General features: G+C 68.3%; 16 protein-coding genes. 5 read left to right on the top strand and 11 right to left on the bottom strand.

What is annotated here, in order from left to right:
• Positions 1-54: 54 nt before the first annotated feature.
• Positions 55-1,203 carry a hypothetical protein gene (locus tag C5E07_RS02265; protein ID WP_181057731.1) on the bottom strand — a complete coding sequence of 383 codons (1,149 nt, stop codon included), beginning with the start codon at positions 1,201-1,203 and terminating at the stop codon, positions 55-57.
• A gap of 223 nt (positions 1,204-1,426) precedes the next feature.
• Here C5E07_RS02265 and C5E07_RS19365 point away from each other — a divergent pair, with 223 nt between their 5' ends.
• Positions 1,427-2,416 carry a nucleotidyltransferase family protein gene (locus C5E07_RS19365; protein WP_181057729.1) on the top strand — a complete coding sequence of 330 codons (990 nt, stop codon included), beginning with the start codon at positions 1,427-1,429 and terminating at the stop codon, positions 2,414-2,416.
• Positions 2,417-2,458: 42 nt separating this feature from the next.
• On the opposite strand, the gene C5E07_RS02255 is transcribed toward C5E07_RS19365, so the two are convergent.
• Together C5E07_RS02255 and C5E07_RS02250 are read right to left on the bottom strand one after the other, a co-directional pair.
• On the bottom strand, positions 2,459-2,800 hold the full coding sequence (locus C5E07_RS02255; RefSeq protein WP_104240355.1) for a PqqD family protein: 342 nt from the start codon (positions 2,798-2,800) through the stop codon (positions 2,459-2,461).
• 113 nt (positions 2,801-2,913) lie between these two features.
• Complete coding sequence (locus tag C5E07_RS02250; protein ID WP_258063751.1) at positions 2,914-4,530, bottom strand: sugar transferase; 1,617 nt, start codon at positions 4,528-4,530, stop codon at positions 2,914-2,916.
• Positions 4,531-4,844: 314 nt separating this feature from the next.
• On the opposite strand from C5E07_RS02250, the gene C5E07_RS02245 reads away from it, so the two are divergent.
• On the top strand, positions 4,845-5,957 hold the full coding sequence (locus C5E07_RS02245) for an LCP family protein (RefSeq protein ID WP_104240353.1): 1,113 nt from the start codon (positions 4,845-4,847) through the stop codon (positions 5,955-5,957).
• A gap of 348 nt (positions 5,958-6,305) precedes the next feature.
• On the top strand, positions 6,306-7,304 hold the full coding sequence (locus tag C5E07_RS02240; RefSeq protein ID WP_104298286.1) for an AraC family transcriptional regulator: 999 nt from the start codon (positions 6,306-6,308) through the stop codon (positions 7,302-7,304).
• A gap of 44 nt (positions 7,305-7,348) precedes the next feature.
• Here C5E07_RS02240 and C5E07_RS02235 read toward each other — a convergent pair whose 3' ends face one another.
• Complete coding sequence (locus tag C5E07_RS02235; protein WP_104298309.1) at positions 7,349-8,197, bottom strand: endo alpha-1,4 polygalactosaminidase; 849 nt, start codon at positions 8,195-8,197, stop codon at positions 7,349-7,351.
• A 229-nt stretch (positions 8,198-8,426) separates the two neighbouring features.
• On the opposite strand from C5E07_RS02235, the gene C5E07_RS02230 reads away from it, so the two are divergent.
• The gene (locus C5E07_RS02230; protein WP_104240351.1) at positions 8,427-8,648 is read left to right on the top strand and encodes a hypothetical protein; all 222 of its coding nucleotides are present in this window, start codon (positions 8,427-8,429) and stop codon (positions 8,646-8,648) included.
• 22 nt (positions 8,649-8,670) lie between these two features.
• Here the strand turns inward: C5E07_RS02230 and C5E07_RS02225 are convergent, their stop codons facing one another.
• From C5E07_RS02225 to C5E07_RS02195, 7 genes are all read right to left on the bottom strand, one after another.
• Positions 8,671-9,528: a fumarylacetoacetate hydrolase family protein gene (locus tag C5E07_RS02225; protein ID WP_104240350.1), complete on the bottom strand. Its 858-nt coding sequence runs from the start codon at positions 9,526-9,528 to the stop codon at positions 8,671-8,673.
• Positions 9,529-9,544: 16 nt separating this feature from the next.
• Positions 9,545-10,714 (bottom strand): glycoside hydrolase family 88 protein, encoded by a 1,170-nt coding sequence (locus tag C5E07_RS02220; RefSeq protein ID WP_104298285.1) that lies wholly within the window; start codon positions 10,712-10,714, stop codon positions 9,545-9,547.
• A 32-nt stretch (positions 10,715-10,746) separates the two neighbouring features.
• The gene (locus C5E07_RS02215) at positions 10,747-11,409 is read right to left on the bottom strand and encodes a ferredoxin-NADPH reductase (RefSeq protein ID WP_104240348.1); all 663 of its coding nucleotides are present in this window, start codon (positions 11,407-11,409) and stop codon (positions 10,747-10,749) included.
• Between the two features lie 2 nt (positions 11,410-11,411).
• Positions 11,412-12,329 carry a carbohydrate ABC transporter permease gene (locus C5E07_RS02210; protein ID WP_228496633.1) on the bottom strand — a complete coding sequence of 306 codons (918 nt, stop codon included), beginning with the start codon at positions 12,327-12,329 and terminating at the stop codon, positions 11,412-11,414.
• A complete protein-coding gene (locus C5E07_RS02205; RefSeq protein ID WP_104240347.1) occupies positions 12,329-13,276 on the bottom strand; it encodes a carbohydrate ABC transporter permease in 948 nt (315 codons plus the stop codon). Before C5E07_RS02205 ends, C5E07_RS02210 begins: the two co-directional genes overlap by 1 nt.
• Positions 13,277-13,342: 66 nt before the next feature.
• Complete coding sequence (locus C5E07_RS02200) at positions 13,343-14,635, bottom strand: extracellular solute-binding protein (RefSeq protein WP_104240346.1); 1,293 nt, start codon at positions 14,633-14,635, stop codon at positions 13,343-13,345.
• Between the two features lie 63 nt (positions 14,636-14,698).
• Positions 14,699-16,627 (bottom strand): DUF2264 domain-containing protein, encoded by a 1,929-nt coding sequence (locus C5E07_RS02195; RefSeq protein WP_258063750.1) that lies wholly within the window; start codon positions 16,625-16,627, stop codon positions 14,699-14,701.
• A gap of 149 nt (positions 16,628-16,776) precedes the next feature.
• Here C5E07_RS02195 and C5E07_RS02190 point away from each other — a divergent pair, with 149 nt between their 5' ends.
• Positions 16,777-18,741 carry a heparinase II/III family protein gene (locus C5E07_RS02190; protein ID WP_104298283.1) on the top strand — a complete coding sequence of 655 codons (1,965 nt, stop codon included), beginning with the start codon at positions 16,777-16,779 and terminating at the stop codon, positions 18,739-18,741.
• Positions 18,742-18,751: the final 10 nt, after the last annotated feature.

The following is an 18,751-nucleotide window of genomic DNA, read 5'->3' as shown; positions in this document are numbered from 1 at the left end:
GCAACCGCGATCGCGGCGCCCGTCTGCCAGGGGCGTCCGCGAGGTCGCCGTCGCTCACTGACCCGCCGTATTGCCGACGACCGCGGCTTGCACGCGTTCGACGAGATTCGCCTCCACGAGACCTTCGAGGGCCACCTGCACCAGGTGACGCGCGTCCGGGACCTCACCGTACTGCTCGATGAGCGCAGCTGTGAGGCTCGTGAGGGTCGTCCAGTCGCCGAGAAGCTCCCACAGACCAGGCGCGATGCCGGCCAGTTGCCTGACGATGCGCGATTCGAGCGTGACCGCCTCGTTCTCGAACAGCAGCCAGTGGACGCCAGAGGCGCGTCGGTAGGAGTCCTCTCGGACGGTGGCCGAGGGTGTCCTCGTGTCTGCCACGCTGTGACCCGATGTCCACGGCTGGAGGTCGCCCTGAGCGGCGAGGATCTCGGGGACCAGCGCAACGACCTGCGAGGCCTCTGAATACGTGACCCGTCGCACGCCGTCGGTGGCGTCAATGAGCTCCGCAAGCTGCACCAGCGGATCCGGCAGGGCGGGCAGGTAGCTCAGCTCCGGGACCATCGAGCCGATCGCACTGCCGGTCGCCACTGGCGAGAGCTGCGGGCCGTCGACGAGCTCGTGCTCGTCGACACGGTGCAGGAGCACGATCGCGGCGATCTTGAGCGGCGCCTGCGGGAGGGGGCGCAGCCCGAGCTTCGCGGGTGAGAGCTGCGCCTTGGGCCGAGCCGAGTCGACGATGACCGAGAGCGGCTTGCGGTACGGCAGGACGGTGCCGTCGAAGTCGACGGCGAGGGTCTCGTCGGTGACATAGCCGAATTCGCGGCCGAGGGTCTTCGCGAGGGTCGTCTTGCCGCGCCCAGAAGGACCGACGAACGCGATGACCCGACCGTCGTCGAGCGCGACACCCGCCGCGTGGAGCATCACGAGGCGACCGCCGTTGTGCTCGATCGCGTCGAGCGTCACCGTGGTCGAGATCTGCGAGGCCAGATCGGCTGCCGAACCGCTCACCACGTCGGTCGCCTCGGGTTCGCTCAAGGGAGCGAGCGCAAGACGATGTGATTCGTCAGGCTCACCTTCCCCGGGCTGGCCAGTCACGTCGGCCCAGGACTCCCGCAGATCCGCCTCGAACTCCGCCGAGATGCTCTCATCGAGGCGAAGTTCTACGTCTACGCCAAGTGGATTCAGGCGCAGTGTTCTCGTCATGCTGGCAACTGTACCAAGCAGGCGCGGCCTGGAACGGCTCAGGGGAGCACTCCCCATTCCCGCGCCTCGAGCTGTCGCCCGAAAGGGAGGCTTCGAGCACACCTTCGAGGCGGTCCGAACGTGCCGTCCGACGCCTCGGAAGTGCACGCCCACACACTCGCAGACCTCGATATGCTCGCTCTTGCGAGTTCTCTCGGCTCGCGACGCAGATCTAAGGACCCCAGTGACCGCAGCAGCCGCGTCCCCGGACGCCGCGACCATCGCGTTCTCGGTGAACGATGGAGTCGCGCTGTCGACGGCGCTCACGCAGCATGTCGCCCGCGAGCAGGGCATCCGCATGCTCGTCATCAAGGGGCCGATCTCCGCCGATCTCGGACTGCGCACTCGCCGGTACTCCACCGACGTCGACATCATCGTCGAGCCCGACCGCGCGAAGGACCTCATCGAAGCGCTCCAGGCGTACGGGTGGCGCCCTCGCCCTTGGCCCGACTTCCCGAAGCTGCTCGAGCAGCACTCGCGCACCCTCATCCACGAGTCCTGGCCGAACGACATCGACGTGCATCACTACTGGCCTGGTTTCCTCGGCAGGCCGCAGGAGGCATTCGATCGTCTGTGGGCGCACCACATCCAGGTCACCGTGGCCGGCCACCCCATCGACACTCCCGATCGGGCGGGCAGCGCCCTCGTCCTCGCGCTGCACTCCCTCCGCGAGGAGGGCCAGGTCTCAGCGGACTCCCGCCAGATGACCGAGTACAGCGAGCTCGTCAGCGCGCTGAAGAAGATGGATGGCTCCGACACGCAGTTCGTCTCGGACGCGCGCTCGACCGCGTCCCTCACGGAGCAGATCCTGCAGGACGCGGTCGGAACGGACTCGACGCAGACCGCGCGACGCTTCCTCACAGACCTCGGACACGATGTCCCGCTCGTCCCGAACTCGAACGCCAGCGAGGCGCTGCGCCTGTGGCGTCTCAACGCCAAGGCCGAGCACGCGATGACGGGCTGGATGCTCAAGCTGCAGCGGGCTCCCCTCCTCGAGAAGCCGGGCATCGCGGCCCGCGCGTTCTTCCCCTCTCGCGCGGATCTCGCGGCCATCGACCCCGAGCTGCGCAACGGCACGATCAGCGTCGTCAGGGCCTGGTGGAAGCGAGCGAGCCGAGGGCTGCACGGTCTTGTGCAGGCCAGGCGCGATCTCAAGGCGTTCGACAAGCGCTAGCGGCGTCGGCCACCCCGATGCTGACGGCGTACGTCGCGACTGCTACGCGGAGGTGTGCGAGTCGAGGATCTGCAGCAGGTGGGCGTCCAGCAGCTGCGTCACGAAGCCGAGCACCTGCTCGCCGATGACCTGCTCGTCGAGCCCGTAGTCGGCCGAGAGCTCGCGCACGATGAGCTTCAGCGAGCGGACGCCGTCGAGCTCATCCCAGATGACGGCCGCCGTCCCGCTGAGCACCAGCGGCTTGCAGCTCGTGTCGACGAGCGACAGGACGGTCAGGTCTCCGCTCTCATCGTCGCGGACGAGGGCCAGAGCAGGCGCCGGGGTGATCACGGCCTCGAAGAGCTGCTCGCTCTCACGACGCTGATCGCCTATTGCCTGATCCATCCTGCCAGCCTACTGTTCGGCTGAGATCCACTGCGTGCAACAGACCGGCGCACACAAAGAAGCAGCGGCGACCCACCTGGTGGGTCGCCGCTGCTCACTGCGCGTGATTCGCCCTAGTAGGCGCCCTCACTGGCGACGACTGCACGAGCCGTGCGGAAGAGGATGACGAAGTCGCCGGCCATGGACCAGTTCTCGACGTAGTAGAGGTCGAGGCGCACCGTCTCCTCCCAGGTCAGGTTGGAGCGTCCGCTCACCTGCCAGAGGCCCGTGATGCCGGGCTTCACCATGAAGCGACGGTGCACGTGGTCTTCGTACTGCTTGACCTCTCGGTCCAGCGGCGGACGGGGGCCGACCAGCGACATGGAGCCGCCGAAGACGTTGAACAGCTGCGGGAGCTCGTCGATCGAGTAGCGACGGATGAACTTGCCGACCTTCGTGATGCGAGGGTCGTCCTTCATCTTGAAGAGGATGTCGTTGCCCGCGTCGCGGCGCTCGCTCTGCAGCTTCTTCAGCACCTCTTCGGCGTCGGCTCGCATGCTGCGGAACTTCCACATCGTGAACCGGCCGCCGCTGTAGCCAACGCGCTCCTGCTTGAAGAACACGCCGCCAGGCGAGGTGACGGCCACGGCGATCGCCGTTCCGACCAGGAGGGGCGAGAGGACGAGGATGAGGAGGCCGGAGACGAGGATGTCGAAGGCGCGCTTGAGCAGGAGCCCCATGCGCGTGAACTTCGGGGAGTCGACGTGCAGCAGCGGCAGGCCGGCGACCGGGCGCGTGACGATGCGCGGGCCACCCACGTCGAGCAGGCCTGGCGCGACGATGAGGAAGTGGCGGTCCGGGTCGAGGTCCCAGCCGACTTCGCGAAGCCACTGCGTCGAGGTGACGTCGTTGCCTGCGATGACGACGGTGTCGGCGCCGATGGCGTCGAGCGAGCCTGCCAGGTCCTCCGGGTTGCCGCCGATGGGGACATCCGTTCCCGGCAGGAAGTCGGGAGAGTTGGGGTCGAGCTCGCCGCTCTTGCCGTCGATGAGGCAGGCGCCGACGACGTTGTAGCCGGCGGCTTCACGACGCGAGAGGTCGCGGTTGAGGTCGAGCACCGAGTAGCGCGAGCCGACGAGCAGCACACGTGCCTGCAGGTTTCCGCCCTTGCGCTGGCGGACGAGCCACTGGCGACCGATCCAGCGGGAGAGGAGGAGCGCGACGGTGCCGACCGGGAAGGCGATGAGCACGTATCCACGGGCAAGCTCGAATGCCGAGAGGTAGGCGAAGATCGAGACGATTCCCGCGAGCATGAGCGAGGCGTTGAAGATGCCGCGGTACTCCTCGAACCCTGAGCCCAGGATGCGGTAGTCACGGGTGTCGAAGAGGGAGAGCATCCAGGCCCAGCCGACGACGATGACGGTTGAGACGAGCCAGTAGGACACTTCGCTGCTGATGAAGCCGCTGCCGCCGGCGGGAACGGCCGCGTTGCCGCCGCCGAGCCAGACGAGCTGGGCTCCCACCATGACGACCGCCAGAATGGCGAGGTCGGTCAGAACGAGGAGCTGCGCGTACCCCTGGCGCCAGTTGGCGCGGCGTTTGTTGCTTCGCTGGACCCGAGCGTTCTGTTCTGAGGAGGTCTGCGCGAAGTGCGGTTCGACCGAGGGCAGCATGTCGCTGTCTCGCGAATCGTCAGTCGCGGTTGCGACTGGGATCTGCGAGGTAGCGGGCCCTGAGGTGGGTGGCGTCACGTGTGCTCCAATAAGAGATGAGTACTTCTTGGTGCGCAGACCGCGTCGGTTCCGGGAATGCGCTTCGGGTCTCCGTGGCCACGGGCCACGCTCTGTATGGGCCTGTGGGCTCATCGTAGAGATCCTGGGTGCTAGCTGAGACTATCTCAACGTTCCCGCATAACAAAAGGGTCACCCAGGTATTTTTTCCGCATCTCTGGCGTGTTTTCCTGACCGAAACACACTTGTTGTGCATTTGGGTTTCATTTCAGGGAAGCGAGACATCGCTCGGCCCGACTCGTGCTCGAAACTTGCGCCGTGTCATACTCGCCTGCATGGAGCAGACCCCAGGACAGCCTTCGTCGCGCCCTCGAAGCGACGACGACGCCCTCACAGATCTCTTCGAGCACGAGGCCGATAGCGGTTCCGGCGGCACACGCCGCGCGGCACGCGAGCACGGCAAGAAGAAGCGTCGTGGGCCGAAGATCCTGCTGTGGACACTCGTGGGCGTCCTCATCGTCGCAGTGGCAGGTGCCGGCATCATCTGGTGGAACGTGAACCAGGCGTTCAACAACATCGAGAAGATCGATGACGCCCTCCCCGGAGACTACGAGGGACGCCCGGAGCAGGTCGTCACCGAGGCGGGCTCGCCCATGAACATCCTCCTGCTCGGAAGTGACTCGCGCGTCAGCGGGAGCACATCGATCATGACCGACCTCGGCAGCCGCAGCGACACGATGATGCTCGTGCACATCCCCGCCGATCGCAGCGACGTGCAGGTCATCTCCATCATGCGCGACAGCTGGCTCGCGATCCCGGGCCACGGCGAGGCCAAGATCAACGCGGCGCTGTCCTTCGGTGGCGTGCCGCTCGTCGTCCAGACGGTCGAGGGCCTGCTCGGACTCCGCATCGACCACGTCGGGGTGGTCGACTTCGACGGCTTCGCGGGCATCACGGATGCGCTCGGTGGCGTCACCATCAACAACGACGTCGCCTTCAACTCGTCGCACATGCAGGGCAAGACCTTCGAGGCCGGGCCCATCACGCTGACGGGCGATGAAGCGCTCGCCTTCGTGCGAGAGCGCTACGCCTTCACCGACGGCGACTACCAGCGCGTGCGGAACCAGCAGGCCTGGGTCAAGGCGGTGCTCGACAAGATGCTCACGGCGGAGACCCTGACGAACCCGGGCAAGGTGCAGGAGATCATCACGAAGTTCTCCCCCTTCATCGCGGTCGACAGCACCTTCGACCTGCAGACCATGCTCAACCTCGGCCTCTCGATGCGGGACATCCGCGGGAGCAACGTGCGCAGCTTCACCCTGCCGACCAACGGCACCGGCATGGTCGGCGACCAGTCGGTCGTATTCCTCGACACGGTCAGCATCGGGGAGCTCAAGAAGCACCTCGTGACCGACACCGTCAGCGAGTACCAGCCCACCGGGCGATAACAGGGCCGCTCCGCCTCCTCGCCCCGCGCATCCGACTGGATGCGCGGGGCGATCTGCGTCTCCGCATCCGGATCCACGCATCACCGAATCCGCCCGAGTCTGCGAACACCAACATGTCCGAGGCACATGCTCGGGACTGAAGCACGTCTCCGTCGCGAGACCCGAGCAGCAGTCCACGACAATCGCCAGAACATGGCATCTCCCGCCGAAAAGTGCGACGTATTTTCTGGTGATGCGGCAAAGAGTGAGACTCGATACAGCTTCGTTCAACCCGCAGATCCTTCCGCGGTCACAGCAGGGGTTCTCCCCGTTCCACCGAAGCCCGCCGTGATGTGAGTCGGAAAGGAGATGACAGGCGTGATCTCGGAGCTCGATGTCGCACTTCGTGGTGAGAGGGCCGTCGATTGGCTCCAGTCACGTGGCCTCCAGGTCGTCTCAGCGGACGGCGAAGTGAAGATCTTCGCCGACCTCGCGACGTGCCCCACGATCGTCATCGGCCGCATCTGGGTGACCCCGATGGTGGTCCAGATCAAGCCGCGCCCCCAGGACGACAACGGCTTGGTCTTCCTGAGCTTCGCGATGCGCGGCACGTCGAGGCTGAACGGTCAGAACGAGTCCGAGGGTTCCGTGCCGTCGCCGTTCTACGTCCACGAGTCCTCGGAGCCCATGCGCGTCGAATCCTCGGACGCCTCGACTCGACTCCTGTTCGGGATCCGACGGTCGAAGATCAAGGCGGTGCTTGGGAACGAGCTCAACTACACCGGCCCGCGCACACCGAACGCGCACCTGCGCAAGGTCCTGACCAGCGCCGCCATGGCGTCGCTTGACGGCTCGATCGACGAGGACAACCCGGGGTTCCCCGCCTGGCGGACCGCGATCGAGAACCTGGTGATCGCCGTGCTGCGCTCGTCGATTCGCGAGAGCACCGTGGCCGGCCCCTCGAAGACCCTGCTGATGCGCGCGCACCGGCTGATCGCGGAGCAGGCCCACGACGCGAACTTCTCGGTGGTCGATCTCGGCCAGCAGCTGGGCATCTCGCAGTCGCACCTGCACAGGGTGTTCAGGGAGACGGGCACGACGCCCGCGAGGCTCCTGCGCGAGACCCGTCTCGCGTTGGCGGAGGACTTCCTCGGAACAGGCGACCCGACGGTGCAGGACCTGAAGGCAGCAGCCGCCTACAGCGGGTTCAGGAATCTCCGCATGTTCCGCCGGGCAAGCGCAGAAGAGTCAGGTCAGGCCGAGGCGCAGACCGGAGGAGTCCAGGGCGCACAGCCGACCTCGGAGGATGGCCCGGAGAGCGCGTCTGAGGACGCTTCCGAGAACGCGTCGGGGTCGGCCCTGGTCTGAGGGACTCCCCCGACGGGGAGTGACCTCCAGGCGCGGAGGAGGACTCAGCACTGCATCCGGAAGTAGTCAGGCACGTCCGGTGCGAGGAGATCACGGTCGCGGATGACCGTGAGCGGAGCGCGGCTGTCGTCAGCGCAGACCTCCTCAGGTGTTCCTGCGAGAGCATCGGTGTACTCGATCTGCAGGACGAGATCGCCGTAGGCGCTCGAGTACGCGGCGCATTCCCCGTACACACCGCACTCCTCCGCGACGGCGAAGTCGAAGCCCAGCTCGGCTCGGCCGCGATCGGCGAGCTCTGCCGTGTTCTTCTGCCCGATCGCGAGGCCAGCAGTGTGGGCGGCTTCGACGTAGGCCGCCGCGAGCTCGAGTGCCCCTCTCTCGTCGATGCCGGCTCCCCCACCGCTCGTGGACGCGTCGAAGCGCGTGAAGGTGTCGAGGTTGTCGATCTCGACGGCGTCGAAGCCCGACTCGGCGCAGCCCGTGATGATCGGGGCCATCACGGCGAGGATGCCGTCGCGCTGCTCGGCCGTCGACGGGTCGAGGATGTACTCGTCGGGCCAGTCCGGGTCGACGACCGGCTGACCGGCGTCGTCGTGGAGCAGCAGCTCGCTGCGTTCGTCGAGCCAGGTGGCAGATTCCCCGGGCTGCGTCTGGAAGCCGTTCACGTAGCAGATGCTGTACGCCCCGGAGTCGGGGGCGGCAGTGGAGTCTCGGGCTACGACGTCGAGGCCACCGTCGATCTCGTAGGGCTCGCCGAGCTGGTAGTCGAAGGTGCCGTTTGTCGGCGGGAGGGGCACGTACGACGCGGTGTATTCCACCACCCCGCCCTGCGCGCATCCGCTGAGGACGAACACACTCACGACGAGGAGCAGGGCTGTTGGAGAGACGCGCATGACGTCATCATGCTCCACGGCAGATCTCGGTTCTGTGTGCATCCACGCCGATTTCACCTCGCCTTTCACCTCGAGAACCTTTCTCTCGAGAAGAGGGCCGCGCCTAGGCTTGTTGGCCTCACCACGAAGGAGTGCCGGTGTCCCCCACCACGCCCCGCGGCCCATCCCCCGATGCACGCGCCGCCGACCGCCCGTCGTCGGCGTAGGCCGGACAGGCGACGGTCGCTGCGTGGTTCACCAGCCAGACACGGTCCTGCAGCTCGTCGGGTGGATGCTCCTCGCCTGCGGTGCTGCGCTCTTCGCGCTCATGATCGTGGCGGCGGTGCTCGCAGCTCGACGGCAGGACTCCTCGAAGCGCAGGCTGCAGGCGCTCAGCGTGATCCTGGCGACGCTGGGCAGCCTGAGCGTCGTCATCGGCGGCGTGAGCCTCGCTGCCGGGACCTTCGCGTGATCTCCCGTGCCGCCGAGACGACCTAGCTCGCGAACACCGTCGTGAGCTCGCCGATCCCCTCGACTCGGATGCGCACCGAGTCGCCGTCGGCGACGGCGCGGTGGTCGCGGAGTGCATCCGGCAGCTTCTGCGGGGTGCCCGTCGCGATGACGTCACCCGGCTGGAGCGTGATGGACTGCGAGATGTACGAGACGAGCTCCGCGAACGGGAAGATGAGGGTCGACGTGCTCTGCGACACGGTCGTCTCGCCGTCCCGGATGACCTCGACGAGCAGGTCTGCGGGGTCGTCGATCTCGTCCGCCGTCACGATGGCGGGCCCGAGCGGCGCGAAGCCGTCGAAGCACTTCCCGAGCGTCCACTGGCTGGTGCGGTTCTGCCAGTCACGGGCAGACACGTCGTTGACGAGGGTGTAGCCGGCGACGTGCGCCAGCGCGTCCTCGGCGGATACGGCGTGCGCCGCCCGTCCGATGACCAGACCGATCTCGCCCTCGTAGTCCACGTCGCTGCTCTGTGGGGGCAGCGTGACGGCGTCGTCTGGTCCGAGCAGCGTGTTCGCGGTCTTCACGAACACGTCGGGGCGTTCGGGGTCAGGCTGTCCCTCCCCGCCCGCGACCACATGGCCGCGGTAGTTGTAGCCGACGCAGAGCAGCACCCGCGGCGTCACGGGCGCGAGCAGTCGCTCCCCGTCGCGCAGCGGCAGGCCACTGACGTCGGCCGACGCGACCGCGGCGCGTGCATCCGCGAGCAGCTGCTCGTCGGAGAGCAGCTCGAGTGTCGATGCGACGAGACCGGCCAGGTCGAGGAGCCGATCACCCTCTGGCGACTCGACGAGGGCCGCGGGCACGCTCTGCCCGGCACGATCCCAGGTGACGATTCTCATGCGCCTGCTCCCCCGCTCACCAGTACCGCTGCCAGTCGGGACGCGACGCGCGCGTCAGCGCCTCCAGGAAGAAGTAGTCGCCCCAGAGTGTTCCCTCGTCGACGCCCACGAGCTTCGGCATGTCGTACACCCCGTGCAGGAGGAGCGCGTCAGAGGACTCGGCCGGCCGCGGCGTGGCCTCGGCGATGAGCGCGTCGAGCTGCGCGTACGCGGCTGCGCGGGCGCGCGCCGACCGCTCGGGGTCCGGCTCGACCGCGGCGAGCTCGAAGAACCCGCAGGCGGCGATCGCGGCGGCAGAGCTGTCGCGGGGAGCGTCGCTGCCCTCGGTGTAGACGAGGTCCCAGTAGGGGATGCCGTCGCTCGGCAGGTGCGCGAGGTAGTAGTCGGCGCACCTCCAGGCAGCCTCGAGCTGCCTCGGGTCGCCAACGGCCTGCGAGTTGAGCGCGAAGCCGTAGATGCCCCAGGCTTCCCCGCGCGCCCAGCACGACTCGTCGAACGCGCCCTGCTCGGTGCCCCCGCGCAGGGGCTCGCCGGTCTCCGCGTCCCAGTAGAACGTGTGGAACGTGGAGTCGTCGGCGCGGAAGATCTGCGTGCGCAGCTGCTCCGTGTGGCGGCGGACCGCATCCGCGTATCGGGGGTCGCCCGTCTGCTCGCCGACCCACGTGAGCAGCGGCATGTTCATGAGGCTGTCGATGATGGCGCGGCCACGCTGCGCTGGGTCGCTGAGGTCCCCCCAGGCCTGCAGGATCCCGGCAGGCTCGAGGAAGCGCGTCATGAGCCGCTCCCCCGCCTTGATCCCGGCGGTGCGCCAGCGCTCATCGCCGGTCTGCTTCCACGCGGTGACGACCGAGAGCGAGTAGAGGAATCCGAGGTCGTGGGTCTCGAGGTCCTCGTCCCCGTAGAGGCGGCGCTCGAAGTCGGCGGCGTGTGCGAGGGCGGCTTCGTGGAAGGCCGCGTCGCCGGTGACATCGCCGGCGAGCCACATCATGCCCGGCCAGAAGCTCGTCGTCCAGCCGCGGTTGGCTCCCTCGGCGAATGCCTCGGTCGCGGGTCGCAGCAGGTAGCGGCCGTCGGTGGTCGTGTCGTCAGGGTAGGCGGCGCCGAACGCGACGATGTTGCGTCGGACGGTTTCGGTGGCCGCTGCCAGCGCGTTCTCCACGGTCGTGGATGCGGGCGCGAAAGTCATGGGAATTCCTTCGAGTGAGTTCGTGGTGTCCGTCAGGCCGCGGCGTGTGCCGGGGTCTGCTGCAGGGTGTAGCGGCCGCCAGCCCAGACGACGTAGAGGCAGGCGGCGGCCGAGAGCCCGATGGCGATGGCCGGGGCCGCGGTGAGCACCGCGGCCTGGACGGCGACGATCGCGAAGGACGCGAAGGTCATCGGCCAGCGGCGCACGGCGAGGAAGAGGGATGCGCGCACCAGCACGAGCAGGCGCGTGTCGTCGGCCTGCGTGATGGCGACGAGCGACACCGCTGCGGTCGCGAGCGTCAGGATCGCGACGACGGCCAGCAGCGGGACGATGAGGACGCCGATGCCGGTGGGAACGAGGACGAACACGTCCACGAGCGCGACCGTGACGACGGCGGAGGTGACCGCCGAGATCACGAGTGCACGCTTCCAGGTGCGGCGAACACCGCGGAGGAACGCGCGGATCACGTCACTGTCGCCCTCGGCATGCGCGCGGAAGGTCGCGAATGCACCGGCGATGCCCGGGCCCGTGAGTGCCGCGCTCGCCGCGAGCAGCGGCCACGACAGCGATGGGTCCGTCGTCACGAGCAGCACGAGAAACGGCAGGCTCATGATGGCGAGCATGGCGTTCACGCCGAGGGCGAGGTACGCGACGTTGAACGCCGTCGAGTAGATGCTGTGCGGGATGCGCTTCATGATCAGCCCTTCAGTCCGCTCGTGGCGACGCCTTCGACGAAGTACCGCTGGCCGAGGAGGAAGACGATGGCGATCGGGATGACCGAGATCGTGAGCCCCGCGAAGAGCACGCCGTAGTCGACGTCGTACAGGCTGGAGACGAAGTTCTTCAGACCGAGCTGCATGGTCCAGAGGCTCGGGTCGCGCAGGTAGATGAGCGGTCCGAGGTAGTCGTTCCACGTGTTCACGAAGGTGAGCAGCGAGAGGCTGGCGATGGCGGGAATCGAGAGCGGCAGCATGATGCGCCGCCAGATTCCGTACTCGCTGAGGCCGTCGAGGCGTGCTGCCTCGGAGAGCTCCATGGGGATGGACTCGTAGAACTGCTTCATGAGGAACACGCCGAAGGCGCCGAAGGCCTGCAGCAGGATGATCGCCCAGAGCGTGTTCGAGAGGTTCGCGTTCGAGAGCATGATGAACTGCGGGATCATGTACGACTGCCACGGCACGGCGATCGTTCCGACGTAGAGCAGGAACAGCGCATCGCGGCCGGGGAACTTCACTCGCGAGAAGCCGTAGGCGGCGAACGAGCCGGTGAGCACCTGCAGCGCCGTGACGGTGACCGACAGGAACAGCGTGTTGCCGATCCAGGTCATGATGTCCGACTTGGTCCAGATGTCGACGTAGTTCTGCCAGACGAAGACCTCGGGGATCCATCTGACCGGCACCGAGAAGACCGCGTTCGCGTCTTTGAGGGAGCTCATGATCATCCAGAAGAACGGCGTGAGCATGGCTGCCGCGGCGATGATCAGCGCGATGTAGAGCAGCGCCTTCGCGAGCCCGGCCTTCTTCTTCTTGCCGGCTGCCGCGGGGTGCGCGGGCGGGTCGATGAGGAGGCGACGTGAGTCCTCTTCCGGGAGGACGACTGCCATGGTCTGGGACATCAGTTGTCCTTCCGCTTGTTCCACAGGAACTGGATGATCGTCACGACGATGCAGAGGAAGAACAGCACGACGGAGGCCGCTGACGCGTATCCGAACTCGTTCTCCTCGAAGCCCTTGCGGTAGATGAACTGTGAGATGACAGTCGTGGACTGTCCCGGCCCGCCCTCGGTGAGCACGAGGATGAGGTCGAAGATCTTGAAGGAGTTGATCGTCAGCATGACGGTGACGAAGAACATGGTCGGGCGCAGGCACGGGAGGGTCACGTTCCAGAAGCGCTGCCAGGCGTTGGCGCCGTCGACGCGGGCGGCCTCGTGCAGCTCGGGCGGCACCGTCTGGAGGGCCGCGAGGAAGAGCACCATGTAGTAGCCCATGTCGCGCCACGTGCTGATGATGACCACCGCCGGCATCGCCCACTCCGTGGAGGTGAGCCAGCCTGGCGGGTTGTCGATGCCGATGAGGCGCAGGCCCTCGTTGATGGGGCCGAAGTCCGGGCTGAAGAGCAGGTTCCAGACGAGCGCGATCGCGACGATCGACGTGATGTAGGGGAAGAACGCGGCGGTGCGGAAGAACGCGACGCCGCGGAGCTTGTTGTTGAGCAGCAGGGCGAGGCTCAGCGACACGACGATCGTGAGCGGGATGTGCAGCACCGAGTAGTAGATGGTGTTGCCGAAGGCGACCTGGAAGCTGCCGTCGTTGAAGAGGCGCGTGAAGTTGTCGAAGCCGATGAACGTGGACGTGCCGAAGATGTTCCAGTTCGTGAGAGACATGTAGAACATCACGATGACGGGCACGAGCGTCAGCGTCGCGAACCCGATGAAGTTCGGCAGGATGAAGCTCCACCCGACGAGGGTTGTCTTCCGTCGCAGGCGGTTGCGCTGCTTGCGCGCCTCGGCTGTCAACTCCGGCGGGGCTGCCGACGGCGGCGTCGGTTCCGTGGTGGTGGTCATGATTCTCCTGGAGAGAGGGTGCCGGTCGGCCGGTGAGAGAGCACCGGCCGACCGACGGCAAGGGGGTTAGTCGAGGCCGACTTCGTTGGCCACGCGGCCTTCGGCTTCAGCGATGGAGTCCTGCACCGACTTGGAACCGGAGAGGATCGAGGAGTGCATGTCGTTCAGGATGTTCTGGACGGCTGCGGTCTTCGAGTTGGTCGGGCTCTCGGGGAGCGTCTCGTGCGTCTGCACGGCGAACGCGGAGAGCTCGTCCTGCGGGGCGCCCTCGACGGCGAAGTACGCCTCGACGACGGGGTCGCTCAGGAGCGCCGGCGTGATGCCGATGCCAGCGAGCTTGGTTGCCGCCTCTTCGCTCGCGGCGTAGGCGAGGAAGTCCTTGGCGGCCTGCGTCTTGCCCTCGTCGATGTTGGCGTTGATGCCGAACCCTGCCGGGTCACCGAACGTGACGGGAGTGTTGTCCATGCCGGTGGTGGATGCATCCATCTGCGGGACGGGTGCGATGCCCCATTCGAAGTCGTCGGCTTCGCCGGAGGCCTGCTGCGAGATGAGGGTCGCGACGAACCACGAGCCCATGGGGATCATGGCGGCCTTCTGCTTGCCGAACTCGCCCTGGTAGGTGAGCTTGTTGGCCGTGACCGTGTTGAAGGAGGCCTGCGCGCCGTCGTCCTGGAGCTTGAGCGACTTGTCGTAGTAGGGCGCGAAGTAGTCGTACTCGCCGCTGAAGATGTCGCCGCCGGCCTGCGCGTTCGCGAAGCCCTGCACGGTCGACTGCCAGCTGTGCTGGTGAGCGCCCTTGGCGGTCGAACCCGCACCGGCGAGGTTCGTGGTCAGGAGGTCGGCGTTCTCGACGTAGTCATCCCAGGTCCAGCTGCCGTCGGGGTAGGCGACACCTGCCGCGTCGAAGAGGGCCTTGTTGTAGTAGAGCACCCACGAGTCCTGGCGGTAGGGAACCGCCCACGTCGTGCCGTCGATGTTGTACGACTCGGCACCGCTGATGCCCTCGGGGAGCGCGACATCGGAGACGTCGAGGAGCTGTCCGCCCTCCTGGAAGGTCGTGACGAACTTGATCTCCTTCTGGGTGATGATGTCCGGCCCGGAGCCCGCCGCGAGGTCCGCGGTGATGAGGGTGTTGTACTCGGCGGGGTCGTAGTCGACGACCTCGACGGTCACGTCGGGGTACTTCTCCGTGAAGCCGTCTGCGAGCAGCTGGAACTCGGGGGTGGATGCGACGCTCCAGCCCGACACCGACAGCGTGATGGGGCCGTCAGGGTCGACGCTCCCGCCACCGCTGCATCCGGTGAGGGCCAGTGCGGCGGCGGCGAGGCCCGCAGTGGCGATCATGGTGCGCTTCTTCATGGTGCTGCTCCTTTGCTGCAATGAACGAGATCCGCTTCGAATCTCTGAGAACCGACGCCCGGGCTACGAGAGGCGGTAGTTGGTGAGGTCGACGGCGCTGTGGGCTCCGTCTGACCAGGTGATGGCGGCTCGCTCTTCGGTGAGCTCGACGCCGGTGGTGCTGCTGGGGGTGTGGTCTGCGCCCGCGAGGGTGAGGTGCGCGGCGACCCAGGTGTCCGGTTCGACGGGGGCGTCGAGGATCGGGACCCGGGTGGATGCGCCGAGCGGGCTCGCATCCGTCCTCGTCACGGTCCGGGCCGTCGTGCCGGCCGTCAGCCCGCGGAGCGCGCTCGTGACCTGCGCGTCCTGTCGGCTCGTGACGGGCCAGCCGCCCCAGCGGAGCCGCCAGTCGGCCCCGTCGACCCCTGCCTCGGTGTCGGTGACCCGGGCGAGGCGCACTTCCTCGGCGCCGCGGACGACGGAGACGACCGTGAGCCGCGCGATGACGCTCGCGTCGCCGTCGAGGCCCGAACCGTGACGCTGCTGCTGCAGTGCTGGCTGCAGCGTGTGGGCGAGCCAGGTGGATGCGGCCACTCCGGCGGCGCCGTCCTCGCTCGTGCTGAGGAGCTCCATCGCGGCGCGGTGGGTGGCCGTGCCGGTTCCGTCGACGAGCGCCACCGACTGCTCGAGGGGCTCGTGCCAGGCGAGGTCGTCGAGCAGCGGGCTCGTTGCGCTCGAGTAGGCGAGGCGGGCGTAGAGGGGCGAGTCGCCGACGAGGGTGTTCGGCTTCGCGTGGTCGGTGCCGTGGTTGGCGATGCGAACGATGCCGTCGCGGCTCGTGCCGGTGACCACCCAGCCGGGGGCCGCGATCGTGCGCACGAAGTCGCCCTGCTCAACCGGGAGTGGCTCGGCCTCGGCGGCCCAGACGGGGTGGTCGGCGGGAAGCAGCACACCCAGGAGTCCCTTGGAGGCCCAGTACGGTGAGGCCGGCCCGGAGTAGGCCTGCGCGAGCTGCCGCCATTCACCGTGCCAGCCCATCGTGAGGAGGCCGCGCTCATCGGGAACACCGCGCTCGTCGAAGTGGGTGACGACCTTCTCGGCCGCGTGCCGAAGGGCGCCGAGCGACACGGAAGGGACCTCCGCGAGCGCGCCGACCCAGAACGGGGCAGCCGCCGCGAAGCGGTAGATGAGGCTGCGGCCCTGGAGCAGGGGCGAGCCGTCGCCGCCGATGAGGTGCACGGCGTCCTGCAGGAAGCGGTCGAGCGCGGCGACGTCGCCCTCGAGGCGGTCGCCTGCGAGCTCGTCGGCGCCGCGCATCCGGGCCCAGAGCACCGGGTAGATGTGCAGCGCCCAGCCGACGTAGTGGTCGTAGGAGCGCTCTTCCCCGTCGGACAGCCACCCGTCGGCACGCACGAACGAGTCGTGCAGCGCGAGGTCCGCGGTGACGTCCTCGGGCGACCACGGGCCGCCGACCGAGCGGAGGAAGGTCTGGACGACGAGGCGGAACCACAGCCAGTTGGTGCGCGGGTAGGTGTCGTCGCCGACGGCGGGAGCGAAGTAGTCGACGACACGCTGCTGCGTGAGCTCGTCGAGCGAGTCCCAGATCCAGGGACGGGTGAGGTCGAGGATGAGGGCGAGCGACGCCGCCTCGACCTTCGCCTGGGGGTGCTCCTCGAGCCGCACCCATCGGTCCGCGGCCTCGGGGTCGACCCCGGTTCGGATGCCCTCGGAGAAGAAGGAGATCAGCTCGTCGACGCCCTGGCCGCGCTCCCCGGCGATGCGGAATCCTGCGAGGAGGAAGGTGCGTGCGAAGCCCTCGAGGCCGTCGATGTCGTGGCCGTAGCCGCCCTCGGCGCCGGGAGGCGTGATGCGCGCCTTGCCCGGTGAGGCCCAGGCCATGGCTCCGGCAAGAAGGCGGTCGGCGTAGCCGGTCCAGTCGTCGCGGGTCCATGCCGACTGCGACGCTGACTGCGCCGCGGTGGCGGGCGACGCGGGCGTGAATGCAGTGGACACGGATTCTCCTTTGAATTGCCGTCCGAGGGAGGGCGAACCGTCTCCTCGGGGGTGGTGACATTTCCGAGCGTAGCAATCATTCTCGATCACAACAATGCGGTTATGATCGTGCATGATCGTTTACGATCGATTTGTGAAAGAGGTCAACGATGACAGACACCAGGCCTAGGCCGACGCTTCGCGCTCCCCTGCTGCACGCCTTCACGGCGCAGCTCGGGCTTCGAGGCGACCTCGATCTCGCAGCCGCCCTCCGCGCGATACTCGCCGACCCGAACGACGCCCTGCCCGTGCCACCCGCATCCTCGTGGGAGCCGGACGGACCAGACCCGATGACACTCGCCGCCCTGAGCGCGCGCGCCCGCACTGAGCGCGGCACCCCCTGGCCGCAGCCGCTCGCCAGCGACGCAGCCCGCTACCACGGCGACGGCGACCGCCTCGCCTGGGAGACGCCCGCCTTCGCGCGGCAGGAGCGCCTCACCCGCGTCGCCGTGGCCGCCACCGCCGACCCGGCGATGCTCGGCGACGTCGTCGACGGCATCACCCTCCTCTGCGAGCAGAGCTCCTGGTGCTGGCCCGCCCACGACGACACGCTCCAGCGCCACGGCTCGGTCCTCGCCACCGTCACCGACCCGTACCTCGACCTCGGAGCAGGCGAGGTCGTGGGCCAGCTGGCCTGGGTCGACCAGCTGCTGGGCGACCAGCTCGACGCCCGCTACCCCGGCGTGCGAGCCCGCATCCGCCACGAGGCGCGCGTGCGGGTCTTCGAGCCGTTCACGCGCCGCCGCGACTGGCACTGGCTCGGCCTCGACGGCGACGCCCACAACTGGAACCCGTGGATCCACGGCAACGTGCTCGTCGCCGCGCTGCGCCTGCTCGACGACCCGACGGAGGCCGACGAGCGCGCCCGCATCCTCGCGCTCGTCATCGAGGGACTCGACCGGTACGTCGCCGTGCTCCCCGAAGACGGCGCCATCGACGAGGGCTACGCCTACTGGTGGAACGGCGCCTGCCGCCTGCTCGAGGCCCTCGACCTGCTCACCTCCGCGACCGGCGGCCGCCTCGACCCTGTGCCGAGCATCCGGGCGCTCCGCGAGACCGTGGCCTTCCCCCACCGCATGCACCTCGGCGCCGGCTGGTTCGTGAACGCCGCAGACGGACAGGCGAAGCCGAGCGCCGACCAGCCCTGGCACTCCCTCCACCGCGCCGCGGTGCGCGCCGGCAACCCCGACGCGCAGCGGTTCGCCGCCTCCCATCGGCGTCCGGATTCGCCAGCGGTCGTCGAGGCCGAGGGGCTCGGCCGGGTACTGCGCGGCATGACGGATGCGGCCTGGCTGCAGGCGAGGGCGTCAACTCCCCCGACGCCCGCCGCGACCTGGCTCCCGTCCACCCAGATGCTCGTCGCCCGCCAGCTCGAGGGCTCGTCTTCTGGCTTGTCGGTCGCGGTCAAGGGCGGGCACAACAACGAGCACCACAACCACAACGACGTCGGCAGCTTCCTGCTCGCCTCCGACGGGGTGCCCGTCATCGTCGACGCCGGCCGGCCGAGCTACGACGCCCGCACCTTCAGCGAGCGCCGCTACGAGCTGTGGCCGATGCAGAGCGAGTGGCACAACGTGCCGTTCGTCGCCGGGCGCGGCCAGCCGACCGGCAGCGAGCATGCCGCCACCGTCATCGACGTGCAGACGGGGGATGCCCCCTCGCTCGAGCTTGAGCTCGCTGGCGCGTACGACGTCGCCGAGCTCGAGTCCTGGCGCCGCGAGGTGCGCCTCGACCGCGAGCGTGCCGAGGTCCGCATCCACGACGCCTGGCGCTTCGCGCAGCCGGCCCCCGCGGCGGCCGCCCCCGCGGCCGCGGCGGCCGCCCCGTCCGCAGACGCCGCCACCGCCCCCGCGCCCGCAGCGGCCCCCGCAGAGCCCTCCGCAGCCACAAAGTTGTGGCCAAACGCGATCGCCCGCGACGCGAACCGCACTTCGCCACAACTCTCCGCCACGGAAGCCGCACCCGCGCCGGCCGCCCCGGCCCAACCAGCGACCCACGCACCCACACCCGCCACCTCCCCCACCCCCCATCCCCCCCGCCCCCCCAGAGGATCCCACACCGCCCCCCCGGCCTGAGAGGCCCCCC

Origin of the sequence: Pseudoclavibacter sp. RFBJ3 (assembly GCF_002931375.1) — a bacterium.
Lineage (GTDB): Bacteria > Actinomycetota > Actinomycetes > Actinomycetales > Microbacteriaceae > Pseudoclavibacter.
The sequence above is the reverse complement of the archived record's forward strand: the minus strand, read 5'-3'. Positions and strand labels throughout refer to the sequence as shown.